This is a genomic window from Blastopirellula sp. SH421 (assembly GCF_057808535.1).
The window spans coordinates 1,618,630-1,637,145 of sequence record NZ_CM173712.1 but is presented as its reverse complement, the minus strand read 5'-3'; the positions used below and the strand labels follow the sequence as shown (position 1 = coordinate 1,637,145).

Genomic DNA, 18,516 nt, shown 5'->3' with positions numbered 1-18,516 from the left:
GCTTAGTTCGCCAGCGGATCAAGCGGAGCGATCGACTCGGACGACGGAGCGAACTTAGCCTCAAAGCCGCGATAGACTTCGTCAAACACGTCATTCGAGTAGGGAGTCCGCGGATTGGCGACCCAGGCTTCGGCGACGGCTTGCTGCGGCCCTATCTGGGCAGCGTTGTAGGGACGGAAGTAGTAATAGAAGTGGGGCGTCGATTGATACGGAAAGTGCGGACTCATATTGCCGGGACAGCACCAGGGGCTGGGCAAGCAATGCTTCGACCAGATGCCGACATACTGCTCACAACCATGGTAGTAATCGTCGCTGCGACGCGACGTGCGATCGTAATACGCTTCTGACGAGCCGTAGTTGAGCGGGGTCGAGCTATGTTGCAACACCGACGTTTCGCTCACCTCGATCGGCATGGACTCCGAATATTGAACGATCGTTTCGTTCCTGACCGACGGCTCGACATGTTTCACCTGGCGAAGCGCACCGGAGCCAACTTCATCCGCTTCCATAATCGCGGCTTGAGGTTGCTGCAAAGAAGGCGGAATCCGATGTCTCGTCGTACCATGACCTGGACTTGCTGAAATGGCGGCTACCGCAACGAGAAAGGTGATGTGAACCATCGTCCGCTACTTTCAAGGAATGAGCGTTTAAAGAACGACGCAATCCCGCAATTTGACCGCGTCTCCTCCCTAAAGTCGGCCTTCTGACGATGTTGCCTCAGAAATATCAGAGCAATCCCCAAAAACTACGCGGTCTTCCTAGTAGCCAGCAGATTGCCTGTTTCGCCAGTTTTTCCGTGGTGCTATCAGTGCTGCTGGCTAGTCTCCTTCCGACACAGCTCGATTAATCGTCAAAATCGCTAGATTTTGCCAACGGAGCTGAACTGGTTGGGGTGACATTTCCGAATAGGAAGACATTGCCGAAATACTTGACGTTGCAGCTTGCTTGAGAATTTGCTCGTCAAATAGCGGTGGCGGCGACCATGAAAGACCCATAGGAAGAACATGCGCACTCTCAACATCGCCTTAGCTACGTTGACGTTGATCCTCGCTATCTGCGGAATCACGTTTGGTCAGGCGCAAGAACTATTGCCAGCGCCCACGCAAATTGAGCAGCTATCCAGCCCCACTGCCGCGACCCTTCAAAAGCAATCCAACCTGATCGACGAAGTGCTAGAGCCAGAGTTGATCTTTAGCCTGCTACATTCGCAATCGAAGATCGTGCGGACCAAATCTCCGGTTTTTCGCGTCGCAATCACCGATCCCTCGATTGTCGAGGTGAACGAGTTCTCACCCAACGAACTCGAAGTGATCGGTTCGACTGCCGGCCAGACGACGATGACCCTGTGGTTCAACAATGCCGACGGAACGATTTCGACGTTGCGGTACCTAATTATCGTCACGGACGAAGATGATCGAGCCGATCTCGAATTCGGCAAGCTTCAGGCTCGCATCAACGAGCTGTTTCCCTACAGCCGTGTGCAGCTCTTTCCGATCGCCGACAAGCTGGTCATTCGCGGGCAAGCTCGCGACGCCAAAGAAGCGGCCGAAATCTTGGCCGTCGTCGGCGAACAAACGGTCAATCAAAATGGCAATCTCAGCGCCGGTAGTACGGTGAACGTTGGATCGGTCGCGCGATTGCCGAACGCCGAAGATCTTGAAACAACGTCGCTGATTAACTTGCTGGAAGTCCCCGGCGAACAACAAGTGATGCTCAAAGTTCGCGTCGCAGAACTCTCGCGACAAGCGGCTCGCGAGTTGGGAATGGATTTCTCGGTGATGGAAGAATCGTTTTCAATCGCCCACACTATCATGGGCGGCGCCGGCAACTTGTCGGCCATCCTGGATGGGGGTGACATTGAACTCTTCATTCGCGCCTTTAGCAGCAACGGCTCCGCCAAAATCTTGGCCGAACCAACCTTGATGACCCTCAGCGGACAATCGGCCAGCTTTATCGCCGGTGGTGAATTCGCCGTACCAACGGCAGTTGGAGTCGGCGGCATTGGCGCGGTCAGCACCTCATTCCGGGGATTCGGTACGCAAGTCAGCTTTATGCCGACGGTCATGGACAAAGACATGATTCGCTTGTCGGTTTCGCCCTCGGTCAGTTCGATCAACAACAATTTGACGGTCGACGGAGTGCCGGGGCTCGACATTCGCGGCGCCGTCACGACGGTCGACCTTCGCGAAGGACAATGGCTAGCGATCGCCGGTTTGATCCAGGATGAACAAGAGGGATCCCGCTCACGACTGCCGCTGCTCGGCGACATTCCCTACATCGGCGCCGCCTTCGGCAGTCAGTCGACCAGACGAATCGAAACCGAACTCGTGATCCTGGTCAGCCCCGAACTGGTGCATCCGCTAGAGCGAGACCAAGTTCCGTTGTACTTGCCCGGCATGGAAGTTACCGATCCAACGAATAAAGAGTTCTTTTTGCATCAGCAGATCGAAGGCTTGCCTGGATACGATTATCGCAGCACGGTCTGGCCAAGCTATCGCCACCAGATCCATCACGAAAATTTCGAGCATGTGCGTGCCGAACGCCAAGCACGTAAATGTCGCGGTCAGTACCAAGAAAGCGAAGGGTACTACGTCCATGGTCCGGCTGGTTTCTCCCAGTAGATTCCTGCAATCGCCAACCAACGTACTCCCACAATTCCCAATACAGCTAACCGAGGGTCTTTCCCTATGAATAATCGCCGCAATATTGTCGCTGGATTCGGCCTGACGGTCGTCATGTTCGGCGCCATGACAGGCTGTCAAAAAAGAGGCATTCTGCAACCGGCGCCCTATCCTCCGCTGGGTTCGGTCATCGATCAGATGAACGTGTCGCAGGAAGAGAATGCCGAGGCGGCCAAATTTGTAATTTACATGCATGAGTTTGAGGGGAGCCAGCCGGAAGAAAAAATCCGTGACGTTCAATCCTGGCGACTCAACGGCTATGGCGAAGATCATCTGAAGCAAATCGCCGCCAAGTTGAAAGAGGGAGTCGGCTTTCCGGTCGTAGTCGAACGAAATCAAACCAGCGTCGATCCGCGCAGCACTTACAAATACCCGGTCCACTTCAACGATCAAGTTGACGAACGCCGTCGTCAGGTGGTAGTCGCCGCATTGGTTCAGATGGGCGTTGAAGACGCCGAGAATCGTGTCGTCGTCGCACCAGCCTTCTCCGAAGGGTTGAACGCCCAAGAAGCAGCAACCGCCTACGGTCGCTCGCGACTCGGAAATTCCGGCGGAAATGGAAGCGGCTTCGGTGGGGGTGGATTTGGAGGAGGAGGCGGCTTTGGTGGCGGCGGATTCGGAGGCGGCGGCGGATTCTTCTAATCCTCGTCAACTCGTGACTTCCCCTTTGCTTCGAACGTGCGAATCTAACTGCAAAACATAGTCAACATCATGAACCAATACGCATCGCTCGCTTTGCTCGTTTCCGTCGCTTGCGTCGGCTGCGTTACTACGCCGCACAACGGCCTATTCACCAAATTGCAACCGGGACAGCCCGACTTCAACCAAGAGCTAAGCTTGGCCCGGCTTTCGGAACGGCAGAACAAAGCCGAATCGGCCGAACGCATTTATCATGCAATCCTCAAGGAACAACCCAACAATGTCGTCGCCAATCATCGCCTAGGCGTAATGTCAGCGAAGCGCGGCCTGTATGACGAAGGGACCAAATACTTTCAGACGGCGGAAGCGGCCGGACTTCGTTCCGCCGAGTTCTACAATGACTATGGCTACTTGCTCTACCTGCAAAACCAAACAGAAAACGCCGAGCAATACTTTCAGAAGTCGCTGGCGGTGGATGCGACCTATCGTGCGACCCACAACAACCTGGGCTTGATCCTGGGCGAAAACCAACGCTACGACGAAAGCCTAAAGCACTTTCTACTAGCAGTTGACGAAGGCGAAGCATACGCCAACCTAGCTTTTATCCAATCGCAGATGGGTGACCTAGAAACGGCCGAGGCAAATTATCATCGCGCATTAGAAATCGATCCCGCCCTAAAACGTGCAGCCCAAGCCTTGATCCAAATCGCCAGCAAGCGTGGAACCGTCAAGCCGTTTGAACGTGTTCCGGTGAATCGAGAGAAACAATCGGCCGATCGAATTGCCAAAAATGCACGAGCAGCAGAAGCCGCCCTGGCAGAATCGTCCCCAGCCCAACCGCTGCCTTCGGAACCGCAAGATTCCACCGCGCCGCACACTGACGAGGTAAAGCCGGTCTCGTACATGGCTACCAAACCAACCGCTGCCGATTCGGCCCAAATGCAGCAGATGGTGACCGACGCCGGACAAGCTTCGCTCCATTCAAAAGTCGAATCGTCGATGACCAGCAAGTCTGGCTTGCACTATCCCCAAATCATGTCGGTCCCGCCGTCACTGAAAACCAATCAGGTTCAAGCAAGTCTCAAAGCCAACCCCAGCGCTCAACAGCGACTTGGATTCGCCGAGAATTCGCTGCGAGATACATCGCGCAGCGAATAACCAGAGCTACCGATTGGGCGTAGCCCGAACCGGCGCTGTCCCTGACGATTGATCCAACACCCCTCCCGCTTCCGAGCCGGAGGACATGAAGTCATGCAACCGCAAAGCCGATGGCCCCAGCAGCAAGATATAGATCGGCGGGGCCAGCAAAAAGATGACCGGGATCAAGAGCTTGATCGAGTTCTGATTCCCCCGCTCTTCGGCCAACTGACGACGCGTGCGTCGGATGCTGTCCGCAAAATCGCGAAACGCGCCCGCGACGCTCCCTCCGATGCGCTGCGCCTGAGCGACCAAGGTCGCTAATGCGTTGACTTCCGGCACTTCCAAGCGCTTGGCGAAATTTTGAATCGCCTGACCCAGCGAACCGGTCTCGGCCTGGCGATCAATAATCAACAGCTCACACGCCAAATCTTCGTGCGAACGAATCATCTCGTCACTGACCCGCTTGATTGACTTCTGCAACGGCAGCCCGGCGGTCGTGGTCATGGTGATCATATCCAGCGCATCAGGCAACGCATGCTGGATTCGGCTGACGCGCGCTGCCGCCTGCGAACTGATAATAACGCGCGGGATTGCGTAAATCAAAATCAAAATCGCCACGCTCACCACCAGGATCAATTGAGTGGTCGCTTCGCTGGCGTCGGCCACAGCGACCAAGGTTGCCCCGACAAACAAAACCCACGCAATCAGCGCGGCATTTCGAACCGCCAGAAATTCGTCGGCCGCGTCGCGATGATAGTAGCCTGCTTTGACCATATCTTTTTGCAGCGATTCGTACGACTGTTTAGATGTTGGCACAATGCCGGCAAAAGCGCGGGTCAGGCTTCCCAGTCCAATCGATCCTTTGGCGCCGGGGTGTAGCATCTGGTCTGGCTTGTTCCGATCTGTCGAAAGCAACAATCGCCCTGACAGATAGATCAGCATGGTGACGCCAAAGAACGCGCCGACAACAAGTATTGCGGGATTGATCATAAACGAACGTCTCTTTTCGACTCAGCTCTCTTCAATTCGACACAGCCGACTAGTAGTCAGCCCGCACCAAGCGATACACAAAGTACAAACCGAGCGCTTCGCTGATCAACGCGAACAGCAGCAAGTAGCGTCCCCAAGGATGCGAGAAGAACTCGCTAAAATATTCTGGCTGAAACAACAGAAAGAAGACGAGCAAGATCGGAGCGAGCAGCGAAATCACCATCGCCGACATTCGGCCAGAGCTGGTAATCGCGCGCAGCTGTCGATGGTAGGCCATCCGGTCGCGAATCACCGCCGCCAGTCGATCCAGCGTTTCTGGCAACGCCCCGCCAGATTCACGGTGGACGCTAATCGTGGTGGCGAAAATTTTAACGTCCATCAATTCAACGCGATCGGCCATCCCTTCCATCGCCATCGGCACCGATAGCCCGACTTCCAATTGTTTGGCGCAACGACGAAATTCGACGCCGATTGGATCTTCGCTTGATTCGCCGACCAGTTCAATCGCTTGCTCAAAGCTTTCGCCTGCGCGAACCGCCCGAGCGATCAACTCCAACGCGCCAGGAAACTGATCCTGAAAGGCACGCAGACGGCGATTTTTGATCCACACCAACACGCCGAGGCCCGCCAACATCCCCAGCACGGTCACCAAACCGGTGACCAGCGGATCTTCGGTGATCACAAAAGCCGCGACGCCACAGGTCAAGCCGACAGCAATCAACAGCGTCACCGCCATCGTCGGACCAAAATCGACGCCAGACAGGTAAAGCGTTCGCGTTAGCCAATGATCGAATTGACCGATAGACGATCCCGCTTCCGCAGTTCGCCGGGGTGGAAATTGTCGCAGGCCCGTCGAAACGGTCGCGCCGCCGCTTCCGCCAAACGCGACCTCTTTAATCGCGAAGAAGACGAAGGCAGCTACGGAAGCAACCCCAGCGAAGATGATCAGCGCAATGAGATTAGGATCGAGATTATCGAGCACTAGGCGTCCCCCTCTAAATCGACAGCCGAATCTCGTTCCTCAGCGTCGGTCGCCTGATCCAGCAAGTCCGCCTCATCGCTTGACACGGCGACTTCGCCGCGCGAGTTCAAGTATTTGGCGTAGATCATTTCGGATTCGTGTTCCTTCATGACGTTCTCGTCAAACTCGGTGCCGGCGTCTGCAAATCGTTCGCGACATTGGGCCCAATAGCCGGTCGCGTAAAACCGACCTTTCGCGCGTCCCTGATCGTCGAGACCTTCCTGACGGAATCCAAAGATGTCATCCAGCACATAATCGCCGTTCTCGTTGACTTCGCGGATCTCGGCGATGCGGGTAACGCGGCGAACGCCCCCCTTCAACCGTGCGACATGGACCACCATCTTGATGCCAGAGGCGATGTATTGGCGAATCACTTTGACCGGCAGTTCAAAACCAGTCATCGCGACCATCATTTCCAATCGAGCCAGCGCATCGCGCGAGTCGTTGGCGTGAATCGTCGTCAACGAACCTTCGTGACCGGTGTTCATCGCTTGCAACATGTCGAGCGCTTCCGGACCGCGAACTTCACCCACGATGATCCGATCGGGCCGCATTCGCAAACTATTGCGAACCAGATCGCGTTGGGTAACCGCCCCAGCGCCTTCGGCATTCGCAGGGCGCGTTTCCATCCCCAAGACATGCGGATGTTGCAGCAGAAGTTCGGCCGAATCTTCGATGGTGACAATCCGCTCGTCATGCGGAATGAAGGACGATAACGCATTGAGTAACGTGGTCTTACCTGCGCCGGTTCCACCAGAGATCAAAAAGCTGATGCGAGATGCGACGGCTGCTTGCAAGAAATCGGCCATCTCCTGCGAAAGCGAATCGGTCGCGATCAGATTGGCCAGATGCAAATGCTCGACGCCAAAACGGCGAATCGACAACTTTGGTCCGCCAAGCGCCAACGGCGCAACTACGGCGTTCACGCGTGATCCGTCCGGCAAACGCGCGTCGACCATCGGGCTGACTTCATCAATCCGACGACCGACTCGTCCGACCACACGCTGAATGATCCGCAGCACATGCGCGTCATCGGCGAAGATCACATCGGTGAGTTCGAGTTGACCGAAACGCTCGATGTAAACCTCACGTGCGCCATTGACCAAGATGTCGCTGATGGTCGAATCGTGCATCAGCGGCTCGATCGGACCAAGGCCAAACAATTCGTAGTCGAGCTCTTTCTCGAGGCGCTTACGCGTCTCGTCATCAAGCTTGAGATTTTTCCGTTGGCAATACTTGGCCGAGAGATTTCGAATGTCGCCGCGAATCGCTTCTTCGTTTCGACTGGTCACCGCTCCCAGATCAAGAGAGTCAACCATTTCTGCATGCAGCGACGTCTTTAGACGCTGGAATTCGATTTCGGTCGGATCGATGTTTCGCTTGGTCGCGGCATCGTTCGACATAGCGTTGTTCGGCATGATCATCGCGCGGCAGCCTACGAAGATACGAGGAGGAAGGAGGAGACTCGACTAGTTGGTGACAGCAACTTCCGCTGCCGCGGCGACTTCCGCTCCGACAGCAACTTCCTCGGCAGCGTCCACTTCATCCGCAGTTTGCGAAACGCGGAACAGTTGTTCTCGCCCAGCAGCATTTTGGCGGAACTCAAGCTCCGAGATCGTCCGACCGCGATAGGTGCGCATCATCTGCCGCGGCGGAGGCTGACGGTCCAACAACTCTCCCAAAGTCCGCGGCGCTCCGTCGTACGAAGCAACATCCCCCTCAGGCGAAACCAGGGCCAAAGCGAAGGTGCCATGATTTTCGGCGATCTGCAGCTTGATCACCTCAGGCGGTTGGATCGCCAGCGTGACGGTCGCCGTTCGACGCTGCTGTTGTTGTTGCACTCGAGGATCTGGAATCGGATTCAAGGCCGAAGGATCGGCGTCAAACGACAAAACTTTAACCCCCTGCAACAAGGTTACCGTGGTTTCAGGCAACTCGTTTTCTGGCTCTGCGTCAACGCGAAAGAGAACGTCAACTTTAGTTCCTGGACGAGCAAACCCTTCGACCGCTTCGTCATATTCGACACGAACGGTGAACGCACGTTGTCCCGGTTCAAGATCCTGAACAATGCCTGGCCCGGTTCCTTCTGGATAAAACATATCCGGCGTAAAGACAGACTTTTCGGTCAGCTCTTGTTTCAGCGTGCGTCCGATGATCTGGTCAGCGCTGACCATGAAGCCGGCGGGAACCGGCTGGGCTTCCATTTGCTTTTCGGTGAACTGATAGATCACCACATCGCCCATCGTCAGCGTGCGGCCAGCCGGCAGATTGGCGGCCGCTTTCGGAACAACAAACGTCTTCACCGGGGCAACCGTTTCGACCACCGGCGGCGGCGTTTCGCGCATCATATTCTTGCGGACCACATAAGCGGACAACAAGCCAAACATGACGGCGACTACGCCTAACAATAGGGTTCCAGGACTCAACGACATGAATGCTCGCTCCGCTACGCGATCGTGTGCTGTTTTAAATGCTGAAATCAGCGGCGATCCGTGCCGAGAAAGTGGAACAACCTCTTGCTGTTCCGAAGTGAGCGTTGGTACTTAGTTTACTTACACGCCGAGGGTTTCACTTAGCAAACCCCCTTATTTTGGCCGAAATCTGGCCCTCCTAGGCGCTCTCGAGCGGCGTATTCAACAACATAATCAGTTTCAGGATTAGAAATACCCAACTTGCCAAACAAACCGGCACTCCGTAGGGAAGCGTTTGCCGTGCCCGATCCAATTTCTGACGACTTGAGTCGTCGGCTCTATTTGCTTCTGCATGGTCCGTTTTGGCGCGAAACATCCACTTTCCCACAAAAATGGCGATCGTGATGAAAAGCGCTAAAACGGCACTCGCAATAAACACCATGAGAATCAGCAGCGGGCCAAACCAGGCGCCCAAAGCCGCCATAAACTTGACGTCCCCACCTCCTCCGCCGCCGATGATAAACAAGATAAACAGCAGCGTAAATCCAGCCAGCGCCCCCAAAAACGAATGCTGCAATCCACTCCATCCGCTGACGGCAGCGTGAAACAGCAGGCCAATCAGCAGCGCCGGCATGGTCAACCAGTTAGGCAATTTGCCCGACGTCAGATCGACGTAAAAGGCGACAGCCGTAAACAGGGCGACCAGGAGGATGGCGACTAAGTTCAGCTTGTCCACTTCCGGCTCATCTTGGTTCGATCACAGCGACGAATCGCTTTGGTTTCCAGTTTCAAGCATTCCCTATTGGGGAAGGGATGAGTTACGCATCCAGTGCGCAATAGGTGCATCTCTGCAAGCAATGAAGTCGAACGAGAGACCGCCGCCCCAATGGCCGACGATCTCTCGTTTCGATTCTTCATGCGCAGTCAGGAATGAATGCACATCCCTGCCTGTGTGCTCGACGCCACGAACTATTGATTCGGGATCGGCCCAGCGCCATTTTCGTCGGTATCCACGCCGGCGACGATAATGCAATTGTCGATCGAACCAGCGGTCGCTTCGACGGTATCGCAGTAATCCTTTTGATCGCCGTAGTCACTGCCCGAGACAGCGGCCGAGTGACCGGTGATGCCCCAGAAACGATAGCTCTGGTCCATTTCCTGCAGCGCGCCGGCGACGTCCGAGAGTTCAGCGGTGACAGCGTCGCGAACGGCGGTCAGACCAACAAGCAGACCGATCACAACGATGGTCGCGATCAGAATCAATTCGGTGGAAACGATAAAACCAGCTTCATCGTTCCACAAACGCTTCAGTAGAGTCATAAATCAAACATCCTAAAAAATAGAAACCGTGGGAAGGAAATTCTTTGCTAGTTCATCTCGATGTCATCGCTGACATGAGAAGTCGCCCAGCAAAACTAACGTGCGTCTTTGGGCCTCTATGCGAGATGTGTCCTGCAAGTGGCCGGGTTTTTAATTCCAAGGAAAATTATTTGCTTAGGGAATCGGCGAATCTTCGCCGGCGCCGCCTGGGTAAACCGGACCAAAGCTGAGCCCCGCTGGAGCTTGATTGCTGGGATCGCTCCAACCAAGTTCGTCTTGGTCGACGTAGCCGGCCGAAACGATTACCAGTGGGGGTCCCATCGGCGGAGTAACCGTGATCTCATAGGCGAACGATTGATCGAGACGATCAAGCGCCACACCGAGATCGCCAAACTCCTGCACCAAGTGATCGCGCAAGCTTGTCAAACCGACAACAGCACCCAAAATCAAAACCACAGCAATCAAGATCAACGCGTAGGCCGACACCACGCCGCGCTCATCGCGCCAGAGCTGCATCCCCAGGCTTTTGACTTGCGATCGCATGTTTTGTTTTGTTGGATTCATATTCATTGATGTAAAACAGCGTAGATTGTGATGACTTTAACGGCGGTGACCAGCGGGCATCCCTAGTTTTTTTTGCTAGCACTGTTTTGATCACGCCTGACCCCTTTGATTAAGGAGCAGGATTTGGCGGAGTTCCACTTTCGTCCGTGTCATTGCCGCTGATCATGATTCCGCCGGGAGGAGAACCCGCGACATCGGGGCCGTCGCCGAGATCGGGCAAATCTGCGTACCGGAAGTTTCGAAATCCCGTCACCACTTGGACGCCGCCATACGTTTTGTTGACGATGACGTTGTCACCCATGACTTGAAGATGGCCGCCGCTTTGAAACTCCACACTGTAAGATTGATCGAGTTGCCCGACCGCTTGCCCTGTGTCAGCCAACTCTTGCACCACCCCGTCGCGCAGCGCTGTTAGGCCCACGATCAGTCCGATCACGACGATGACGCTGAACAATAACAATTCGGCCGAATTAACAAAACCCGATTCGTCGGACCAAAGGCGATTTAGTAGACGCATGCTAGCGAACCTCATTCGGATGGGGGCGAAACGTTGGTTTCACCGGAAGTTGTCGGGATAGATTTCCAAGCCTGATCGCATTCGAGACGCGTCCACTGAGCTGCGGGCAATGCTCCCCGCCACAGCGACAAAGCTCGGCCTACATGGCTTAAAAAGGTGTAGTTGTCGTTGATGACGTCGTCGCTCATCTGCTCGACTTCGGCTGCTAGCCACTGGCCTGCGCGAATCTTCGTCTCACGCGGGGGCTGCACTTCGGCAGGCGCAATCGCCCACCATTCCAGTGCATGTCCTGTTGCTAGCAAACGTCGCGATAGCGGATCTGTGAGCCCTTCGTCAATCGGCGTCCGCTCGGCGTTGTACCAATTTTGATCCCAATAGCCGGCCGTACTTTGACTCTCAATCAGACGGCGCGTCGCTTCGGTCAGATGGGCAATAATTTCATCGCGTGTTGCGTTCTCTTGAAAGATTCCGACCTGCTGATCCAGACGCAACAGCGCGGCCAACGTGAACAAGCGATGATTGCCGTAGCAAACTCCTTGCACCCATTGTTGCCGCATGATTCGCTGCGCCAGTTGATCAAAGGTGATTCGTTCACCTTCGCGCGTGACCCACGTCGCGTTATCCGCGGCGAAGGTCGCGGCCGCGATCGCCGTCCATTCGTACTCTTGTTGGTTCAAGCGGAAGTCACGCAGTGCTCCGACCAACAGATCACGCAACGTCAGCGATGTATCGCCTGACCGCATCGAAAAATCGAGCGGCGTGCCGATCTCGGCCAGTGTCGCAAGCGTGTGATCCACATGACTGGATGTCGCCGCCCCTTGTTGCGTACGAACGCTCCAACCCAGCGGACCAGGCGTAATCAGCTCACGCGAGTAGGATCCCCAGTATTCATGAAAGACGCTCATATCTGTCAGCAGGCGCCGCATCTCTTCGCCCGACAGGCACTGTGGATCGGCAAACTTCGCCTCTGCGCCCCAGAACCGCAAAGCATGGTCGACATGATTGATTTTTGGCTTTTGATGTCGAAACTGTGGCCGCAGTCGGATCAAGACGGTGCGCAGTTGATCATCGGTAATCAACTCTGGCATGTCGTATTGCGGAGCGACGAGCTCGGCCTGGTTTCGCAGCGCCGGCAGACTTGGCAGGCTTTGGCGATAATCGTGCGACAGCGCCCAGCCAATGCCGATAAACAGGCTCGCTAACAGCGCCGCTTGCACCAGGATAAACCAGGGCGTCGTAAGAGCGCGAGGAGGCGTTGCTTGCGGCGTTACTTGAGGAGTCGGCATCAGTCGATCCTCCGCTGGATAATCAGCGCGCGATCGCTCTCCCAGGCCAATTGCCACTGCTCATCGACTTCGCCCAGCACTTGGGTCGCAAACTCGGCATCCGCCTGCCTATCGATCACCAACGTATCGACCGCATAGCGATCGAGCACGCGTTTCCACTGTTCGCCTCCTTGAATGAGACGGCGATAGTCAAACTTCGCTTGTTGCGGCAGACGCTCAAAATCGGAGGTCGCAAACAGGTCAGGCGAGTCGCTCACGGCGTATCCAATCCAATCGCTCCACACGACCGGGGCAAACACAAATCGCGAGCGCCGATTTTCGTTGAGATATTGCACGACTCCCACCGGCGGATCGTCGACTGCTTTCGTCAGCAAACGAGGAGTTCCGCCCAACACCGCAGCACTGAGCGGGCTCAATGCAAAACCGATCCAAATCGCTAACAGCGAGAGCATCGTGTACATGAAGCGCAATGGGCGCTGCGATTGCTCTGCATCCAGCCCCGTTGATGTTGATTTTTCGGCCGTGCGGCGAAACATGCCGTCGGTCAACGGCAGGCATACCATCGTTGCGACAGCGACAAATACCAACACAAAGTGCGTATTGCAGGCAGCCAAAGCTGCGGCGACAACAAACATCCCTACGTCGCCGCCGTATACCGCCACTTGAGAACAGCGCAGTAGATAGGCCAGCGAGATGACCGCCAGTGCAAAGACAACTCCAAGCGTCGAGAACAAGACCAACGGCGCCGACCCATCCAGCGGTCGTGTAATCTGGGTGATCGCGTCAGCCCAAATTCCAAATCCCCACGGGTTAAGCAGCGTCGCAAACAAACCTAGTTGCGTGAGCCAGGCCCAAGACTGCACCGATCGGCTGGCAAGCGTTTTGCTGATGCTGCCGCTACGGCGAATCGCATCCCAGGCGACGCCGCCCGCAATCGCTCCGATTAACAGCGGTCCGGCGATAAATGTCCAGTGCGTGTTCGCCCAGGCGATAATCGCCAACGGAGAAACAATCCAGTTCCACAGCGAGGGAGTTCCGGCATTCTGACGCCAGCGCGGGAAGATCGCCAGCAGCGCGAGAAACAGCGCCAACCACGTTGTTGACATCAGCACCGGCGACAATCCTTGCCAAGCAAACAGCAGCGTCCCCGCCGGCAAAACCACCGCAGCAAGTTTCAGCAGCGACGGATAAGGACCGCGGCACAGAACAAAGTAAACAAATAAGAGATAGCCCACGGCGAACAAGGTCGCCGCCAACGAAACTGCTTCTGGACCGCCGAGACGGTCAATCATCGCCGTCGAAATATCGGACAGCCACTGCGTCGCACGATAAGAAGACGACGCCGCAGCAAGCGGCATCTGCACCGGTTGAGCGGGCAAATTTGACTCGCTAAGGATCACGCGGCCCAAACTCACATTGCGCCAGACGCCAATGGTAGGGAGCGGCAAATAGTAAAACAACAAATAAGCGATCACGAAAAAGCTGACAACGGCAAAGTCCATCGCCGAGAGGGCGTAGCGGTCACTTAGAATCGGCGCAGCGATCTGCCGCTCGGCGTCCTTCGATTTGTCGTTGGCAGAATCCATGCCAAGTTGCTCCTGCTTAGGCGCCGCTAACATGGGTCGTCTCAATGGTGCGTTGGTCGAAGTCGAGCCCAAACGTCTTTAGCAAATTCAAAGTTGGTGCAGACCTTAGAGAAACGACCGCAGTCACGCGGACTTCATTTCCCATCACATCACCGGGCGAAGGCTCCACAACCGGGTCGCCATAGACGGTACGCGCGCCGACTTGATCCACGGCAAGTGCGATCTTTGGCGTATTTGTGGTAATGCCGTGAAGTTGCATCGCCTGATTGAAGGTGGCCAATGCCGCCTGGGGCGCATCGAGCGGATCAATCGTTTTGGCTGCTTCGCGGGCCGCCTCGGCAACCGCCGAGTTGACTGTCGCTTCAAATACTGAGAGGGTCGCAAACTGTACGATCGCCAAAGATGCGATCAGCAGCAACGGAAAAACAATAACCAACTCCAGCGTCTGTACGCCGGAGCGCAGCCGTTTTCGAATTGGCGCCAAATTGGAAATCAGAGCGCGCATACAGGCAGCAATTTCTGCTAAAGCATAAAACGAGTGAAAATGTCGCAGCCGCAAACCGCGGCGTAGCTTTAAATCTGGATTTGCGAAATCGCATCCGCCAGATCGATCAACTCGTTCAACAGTGCTCCACGCACCGTCGCTAAACCTGCAATCGCCCCGATCCCGATCAATGTGAGGAGGATCAGATACTCAACAAACACGCTGCCGCACTCATTGCGGGCGAGTTTGCGTAACCGAGATGTCAAAAAATTCATCGTAGCGCGAAATCCGTAGGAACTGGGTGGGGGGAGTAACATCCAGAACTCGCTATCCTGCAAAGTCAGCGAGCATTCGCCAAACGCGCACCGTTGGCTAACTCATACGGTAATAACGCGGTCTGCCGCTTACAACGGAGTGACCACTTTTTATTTGCTTAACCGACCAATATCACAAAACTTACGGTGATATCATCGAGAAACGGTTGACGGCGTACGCAGCTCTCATGTTAATGAGAGCTATCGCTGATCACCTGCTTCGCCTATGCAGAACCACTTACGTGCTCACCCCATTCAACCCAATTCCCCAGAAAAGAAGTGCCCATGCCGCACCCGCTCCCCGCGGAGGGGTTGTGCTGGAACTGGTCCTGACACTGCCGATACTACTTATCCTGCTGCTAGCAGTTATTGAGTTCTACCTGCTCTACGCCAATTTGCAGCGGTTAGAAGCGGCCAGTCGCGCTGGCGCTTTGGTCGCCTCGCGGATTGCGCTGGCCGATAGCGGAAATCCCCCCGTCGAGGTGATCGCCGCGGTTGATCGCCAACTAGAATCATTAAATCTGCCAGCGCGACAAATCACTCTCCTGCACAATACCCAAGGGGGCGCTACGCAGTTGAAGTCAGGAGCCAATTATCCAGCACCCCACGAACTATTGGATGTGCTGCCCACTTCGCGAAACTATGTCCGCGTCGCCGTCCAAACGCCGATGACCGGACTTACGCCCAATCTGCTGAAAACATTTGGATTCGATACTTCAGCCCGCATCGTGTCGCAAACCACAACGCTACGGCACCTGGCCACGCAACTGCAGCCACCGCAGCACGATGGACCTCCCCCTCCTTAATCTGCCGTCAGCGCAACACAGTTCATGTTAAGCCGTGATCCTCAATGCCGATCCCTCGCACGTCGCTCGCGACGCGGCGTTTCTGTATTGTGGTTGATCATTATTATGCCGGTCGCCCTTATCGGATTGCTGATGACGATCGAAACGGGGCGCTTGTGGGTGGCTCGTGCCGAAGTCGAAGACGCATTAGAAGCAGGCGCATTAGCAGGCGTGATCGAGTGGGGACAACATTCTGAGCTCACTCCGCACTCGACCCTGACGGCTCGCCAAGTCGCCGCGCAGTTTGCCGCCAGCAACACGGTCCTGGGAAACAGCTTTGTGCTGTCGGACGCCGGCTTAAACCATCAGGACGGCGGCGATTGCAATCAAAACGGATCGCCTAGCGGCGTTTTGGTCTTTGGCGCGATTACCCAAATTCAACCCACGGTTATTTTTGACCCCCAAGCTGACCCGCATCAGCCGAATTACTTCTATGCGGTTCTCGCTCGCTCCGCCTATCAGGCGCCCAGCGAGTACAGCATTGGGGGATTCACGCTTGGCCCCTATACAATTCAAGCCGAAAGCGTGGCAATGATCGACGAGGAAGGACGAGCCAGGATCGTCCGAATCGATTCGATCGCTTCTCCTTAAGTCCACGCTTTTGCCTGTGCGTCACCCGATTTGACGCAAGCAGCCTAGACGCTAGCACTAGAAACCGCGGGTTAAATTCTTCGCATCGTCGAGTCCAAGCAGACTCCAGGCGTGCGTGAGCCGCTCAAGCGTTCTGGAAATCGTTCTGCCTCTAATCGACAGAAACGGCTGTTTGCGGTCCGTTCATCTTCCATCGCCAGCAAAAGTGCTGCGATTTAGGCGGCCGATTGCTAACAGATCGCGCAGAGCTCATGCGCATGATCGCAGCAAAGTGACCAACTGGCGCAAAATCTTTCCGGTTTATGAAGAAAGCATCTTCGGATGCAACTACTTCTGACTACACGGTTTGTCGCTATTTGCGCTAATTCCTCAGCCTTTTTCATAAACGGCGCCAGCACCGCGTGGCACGACTGTTGCTTTTCTCCTGATCCGTGCACGTATGGTTCGTTCTTCAGGCGGTTGCTCGCACGGCAAACATGAACGACGAACCTTCAAAAATTGGCCCTGGCAATAGAGGCTGACTGTTTTCACTCCAATTTTAAGGTAATGGCCCATGTTGAGTTCCCTCTCCCTAAATCCGAAATTATGGTGCACGCTTTGTGCACTAGCGGTTGCGATGGTAATCGCCGCCCCGCTGCGAGCGCAAGATGGTAACGCGACAGCAGAAGCTGCTGAAGGTGCTCCAGCTGCTGAAATGGCGGAAGAAGCTGCTGAAGAAGAAGAGGCCCCTCCAACGATTGAATCGCTGACGGCTGACCTCGCCGCTTTCCAAGGCGACGTCGACACTCTCTGGACATGTTTGGCTGCTTTCCTCGTCTTCTTTATGCAAGCTGGTTTCGCACTTGTTGAATGTGGTTTCACCCGCGCGAAAAACGCCTGTAACATCATCATGAAGAACTTGATGGACTTCGCCGTCGGTTCGTTGGTGTTTTGGCTCGTTGGCTTTGGTTTGATGTTTGGTGTGAGTAATGGTTTTTGCGGCACAACGCTGTTCATCTTTGACGGCAGCAGTGAAGCAGCTTTGGCGACGAACTCAAATGAAGGTTTCAACTGGGCCTTCTTGATCTTCCAAACGGTATTCGCCGCAACGGCCGCTACGATTGTCTCGGGCGCCATGGCCGAACGCACCAAGTTCGTCTCTTACCTCGTCTACTCATTCCTGATCACGCTCATCGTTTACCCGATCTTTGGCAGCTGGTGCTGGGGCGGCTTGTACGCTGGCGGCGGTTGGCTCGAAGGCATGGGCTTTCTCGACTTCGCTGGTTCGACGGTAGTTCACTCAGTTGGTGGTTGGGCTGCTTTGGCCGGCGCTTTGGTGATTGGTCCGCGTATCGGCAAGTACACTGCCGATGGCAAAATTAAACCGATCCCGGGTCACAACATTCCGTTGGCCGCACTCGGCGTCTTCATCCTTTGGTTGGGGTGGTTCGGATTTAACCCGGGCAGCACCACCGCGGTTGGCGGCGGCAGCTTCGCTTACATCGCCGTGACGACCAACTTGTCGGCAGCCGCTGGCGCCATCAGCGCTCTGGCGATCTCGTGGATCATGTTCAAAAAGCCGGATACCTCGTTTGCTTTGAACGGCGCCTTGGCTGGCTTGGTCGGGATCACCGCCGGCTGCGATATCATGTCGCCTGTCTTCGCGGTGTGCACCGGTTTGGTGGCTGGCGTCCTGGTGGTCCTCTCCTGCGTCTTCTTCGACAAGATCAAAATTGACGATCCGGTCGGCGCCGTTTCGGTGCATGGCGTTTGCGGAGCTTGGGGCACCTTGGCGATTGGTCTGTGGGCTGGCGACGTCGGGATTCTGACCGGTGGCGGTTCGGCTCAGTTGATCACGCAAGCGATCGGTGTTGCAGCCGGCTTCGGCTGGGCCTTCGGCGTCAGCTTGGTCATCTTCCTGTTGCTGAAATTCACGATCGGACTGCGAGTTCCGGCCGAAGAAGAAATCAAGGGCTTGGACATCGTCGAACACGGCATGTATGCCTACCCGCCGCACTTGGTTTCGGAATCGCTGGGCGGAAGCACCGGCGGCAGCCCGACGGGATCGGGATCGACCTCGCCGGGAGTCGTTACCCACGGCGCCTAATGAGAAATGTCACGACGAGTCTGGCCTGAGGGCCAGACTCG

19 protein-coding genes are annotated in these 18,516 nt (G+C 55.6%); 6 read left to right on the top strand and 13 right to left on the bottom strand.

Features of this window, described 5'->3' with window-relative positions; genetic code table 11:
* Positions 1-2: 2 nt before the first annotated feature.
* Positions 3-533 carry a hypothetical protein gene (locus SH421x_RS06760; protein ID WP_488854652.1) on the bottom strand — a complete coding sequence of 177 codons (531 nt, stop codon included), beginning with the start codon at positions 531-533 and terminating at the stop codon, positions 3-5.
* Between the two features lie 471 nt (positions 534-1,004).
* Here SH421x_RS06760 and SH421x_RS06755 point away from each other — a divergent pair, with 471 nt between their 5' ends.
* The 3 genes from SH421x_RS06755 to SH421x_RS06745 all read left to right on the top strand — a co-directional run bounded on the left by SH421x_RS06755 (position 1,005) and on the right by SH421x_RS06745 (position 4,478).
* A complete protein-coding gene (locus SH421x_RS06755) occupies positions 1,005-2,621 on the top strand; it encodes a type II and III secretion system protein family protein (protein WP_488854651.1) in 1,617 nt (538 codons plus the stop codon).
* Between the two features lie 66 nt (positions 2,622-2,687).
* On the top strand, positions 2,688-3,323 hold the full coding sequence (locus SH421x_RS06750) for a hypothetical protein (protein ID WP_488854650.1): 636 nt from the start codon (positions 2,688-2,690) through the stop codon (positions 3,321-3,323).
* Positions 3,324-3,392: 69 nt separating this feature from the next.
* Positions 3,393-4,478, top strand: coding sequence for a tetratricopeptide repeat protein (locus SH421x_RS06745; protein WP_488854649.1), 1,086 nt, complete (start codon positions 3,393-3,395; stop codon positions 4,476-4,478).
* Between the two features lie 6 nt (positions 4,479-4,484).
* Here the strand turns inward: SH421x_RS06745 and SH421x_RS06740 are convergent, their stop codons facing one another.
* The 12 genes from SH421x_RS06740 to SH421x_RS06685 form a co-directional block, all read right to left on the bottom strand.
* Complete coding sequence (locus SH421x_RS06740) at positions 4,485-5,450, bottom strand: type II secretion system F family protein (RefSeq protein ID WP_488854648.1); 966 nt, start codon at positions 5,448-5,450, stop codon at positions 4,485-4,487.
* Positions 5,451-5,499: 49 nt separating this feature from the next.
* Positions 5,500-6,432 carry a type II secretion system F family protein gene (locus SH421x_RS06735; RefSeq protein ID WP_488854647.1) on the bottom strand — a complete coding sequence of 311 codons (933 nt, stop codon included), beginning with the start codon at positions 6,430-6,432 and terminating at the stop codon, positions 5,500-5,502.
* Complete coding sequence (locus tag SH421x_RS06730) at positions 6,432-7,874, bottom strand: TadA family conjugal transfer-associated ATPase (protein WP_488854646.1); 1,443 nt, start codon at positions 7,872-7,874, stop codon at positions 6,432-6,434. Before SH421x_RS06730 ends, SH421x_RS06735 begins: the two co-directional genes overlap by 1 nt.
* Positions 7,875-7,940: 66 nt before the next feature.
* Complete coding sequence (gene cpaB / locus SH421x_RS06725) at positions 7,941-8,903, bottom strand: Flp pilus assembly protein CpaB (protein ID WP_488854645.1); 963 nt, start codon at positions 8,901-8,903, stop codon at positions 7,941-7,943.
* Between the two features lie 178 nt (positions 8,904-9,081).
* Complete coding sequence (locus SH421x_RS06720; protein ID WP_488854644.1) at positions 9,082-9,618, bottom strand: A24 family peptidase; 537 nt, start codon at positions 9,616-9,618, stop codon at positions 9,082-9,084.
* A gap of 233 nt (positions 9,619-9,851) precedes the next feature.
* Positions 9,852-10,202: a Flp family type IVb pilin gene (locus tag SH421x_RS06715; RefSeq protein ID WP_488854643.1), complete on the bottom strand. Its 351-nt coding sequence runs from the start codon at positions 10,200-10,202 to the stop codon at positions 9,852-9,854.
* A 174-nt stretch (positions 10,203-10,376) separates the two neighbouring features.
* On the bottom strand, positions 10,377-10,745 hold the full coding sequence (locus SH421x_RS06710) for a Flp family type IVb pilin (protein WP_488854642.1): 369 nt from the start codon (positions 10,743-10,745) through the stop codon (positions 10,377-10,379).
* A 130-nt stretch (positions 10,746-10,875) separates the two neighbouring features.
* The gene (locus SH421x_RS06705) at positions 10,876-11,283 is read right to left on the bottom strand and encodes a Flp family type IVb pilin (RefSeq protein ID WP_488854641.1); all 408 of its coding nucleotides are present in this window, start codon (positions 11,281-11,283) and stop codon (positions 10,876-10,878) included.
* A gap of 11 nt (positions 11,284-11,294) precedes the next feature.
* A complete protein-coding gene (locus tag SH421x_RS06700; RefSeq protein WP_488854640.1) occupies positions 11,295-12,569 on the bottom strand; it encodes a hypothetical protein in 1,275 nt (424 codons plus the stop codon).
* Positions 12,569-14,155 (bottom strand): hypothetical protein, encoded by a 1,587-nt coding sequence (locus SH421x_RS06695; RefSeq protein WP_488854639.1) that lies wholly within the window; start codon positions 14,153-14,155, stop codon positions 12,569-12,571. Before SH421x_RS06695 ends, SH421x_RS06700 begins: the two co-directional genes overlap by 1 nt.
* A 16-nt stretch (positions 14,156-14,171) precedes the next feature.
* Complete coding sequence (locus tag SH421x_RS06690; protein ID WP_488854638.1) at positions 14,172-14,660, bottom strand: TadE/TadG family type IV pilus assembly protein; 489 nt, start codon at positions 14,658-14,660, stop codon at positions 14,172-14,174.
* A gap of 68 nt (positions 14,661-14,728) precedes the next feature.
* Complete coding sequence (locus SH421x_RS06685) at positions 14,729-14,914, bottom strand: Flp family type IVb pilin (protein ID WP_488854637.1); 186 nt, start codon at positions 14,912-14,914, stop codon at positions 14,729-14,731.
* A gap of 353 nt (positions 14,915-15,267) precedes the next feature.
* Between SH421x_RS06685 and SH421x_RS06680 the strand changes: the two genes are divergently transcribed.
* The 3 genes from SH421x_RS06680 to SH421x_RS06670 all read left to right on the top strand — a co-directional run bounded on the left by SH421x_RS06680 (position 15,268) and on the right by SH421x_RS06670 (position 18,475).
* Positions 15,268-15,759 carry a TadE/TadG family type IV pilus assembly protein gene (locus tag SH421x_RS06680; RefSeq protein ID WP_488854636.1) on the top strand — a complete coding sequence of 164 codons (492 nt, stop codon included), beginning with the start codon at positions 15,268-15,270 and terminating at the stop codon, positions 15,757-15,759.
* 24 nt (positions 15,760-15,783) lie between these two features.
* Entirely contained in the window at positions 15,784-16,389 is a 606-nt protein-coding gene (locus SH421x_RS06675) for a TadE/TadG family type IV pilus assembly protein (protein WP_488854635.1), read from the top strand.
* A 553-nt stretch (positions 16,390-16,942) separates the two neighbouring features.
* Positions 16,943-18,475, top strand: coding sequence for an ammonium transporter (locus SH421x_RS06670; protein WP_488854634.1), 1,533 nt, complete (start codon positions 16,943-16,945; stop codon positions 18,473-18,475).
* The last annotated feature ends 41 nt before the right edge of the window (positions 18,476-18,516 follow it).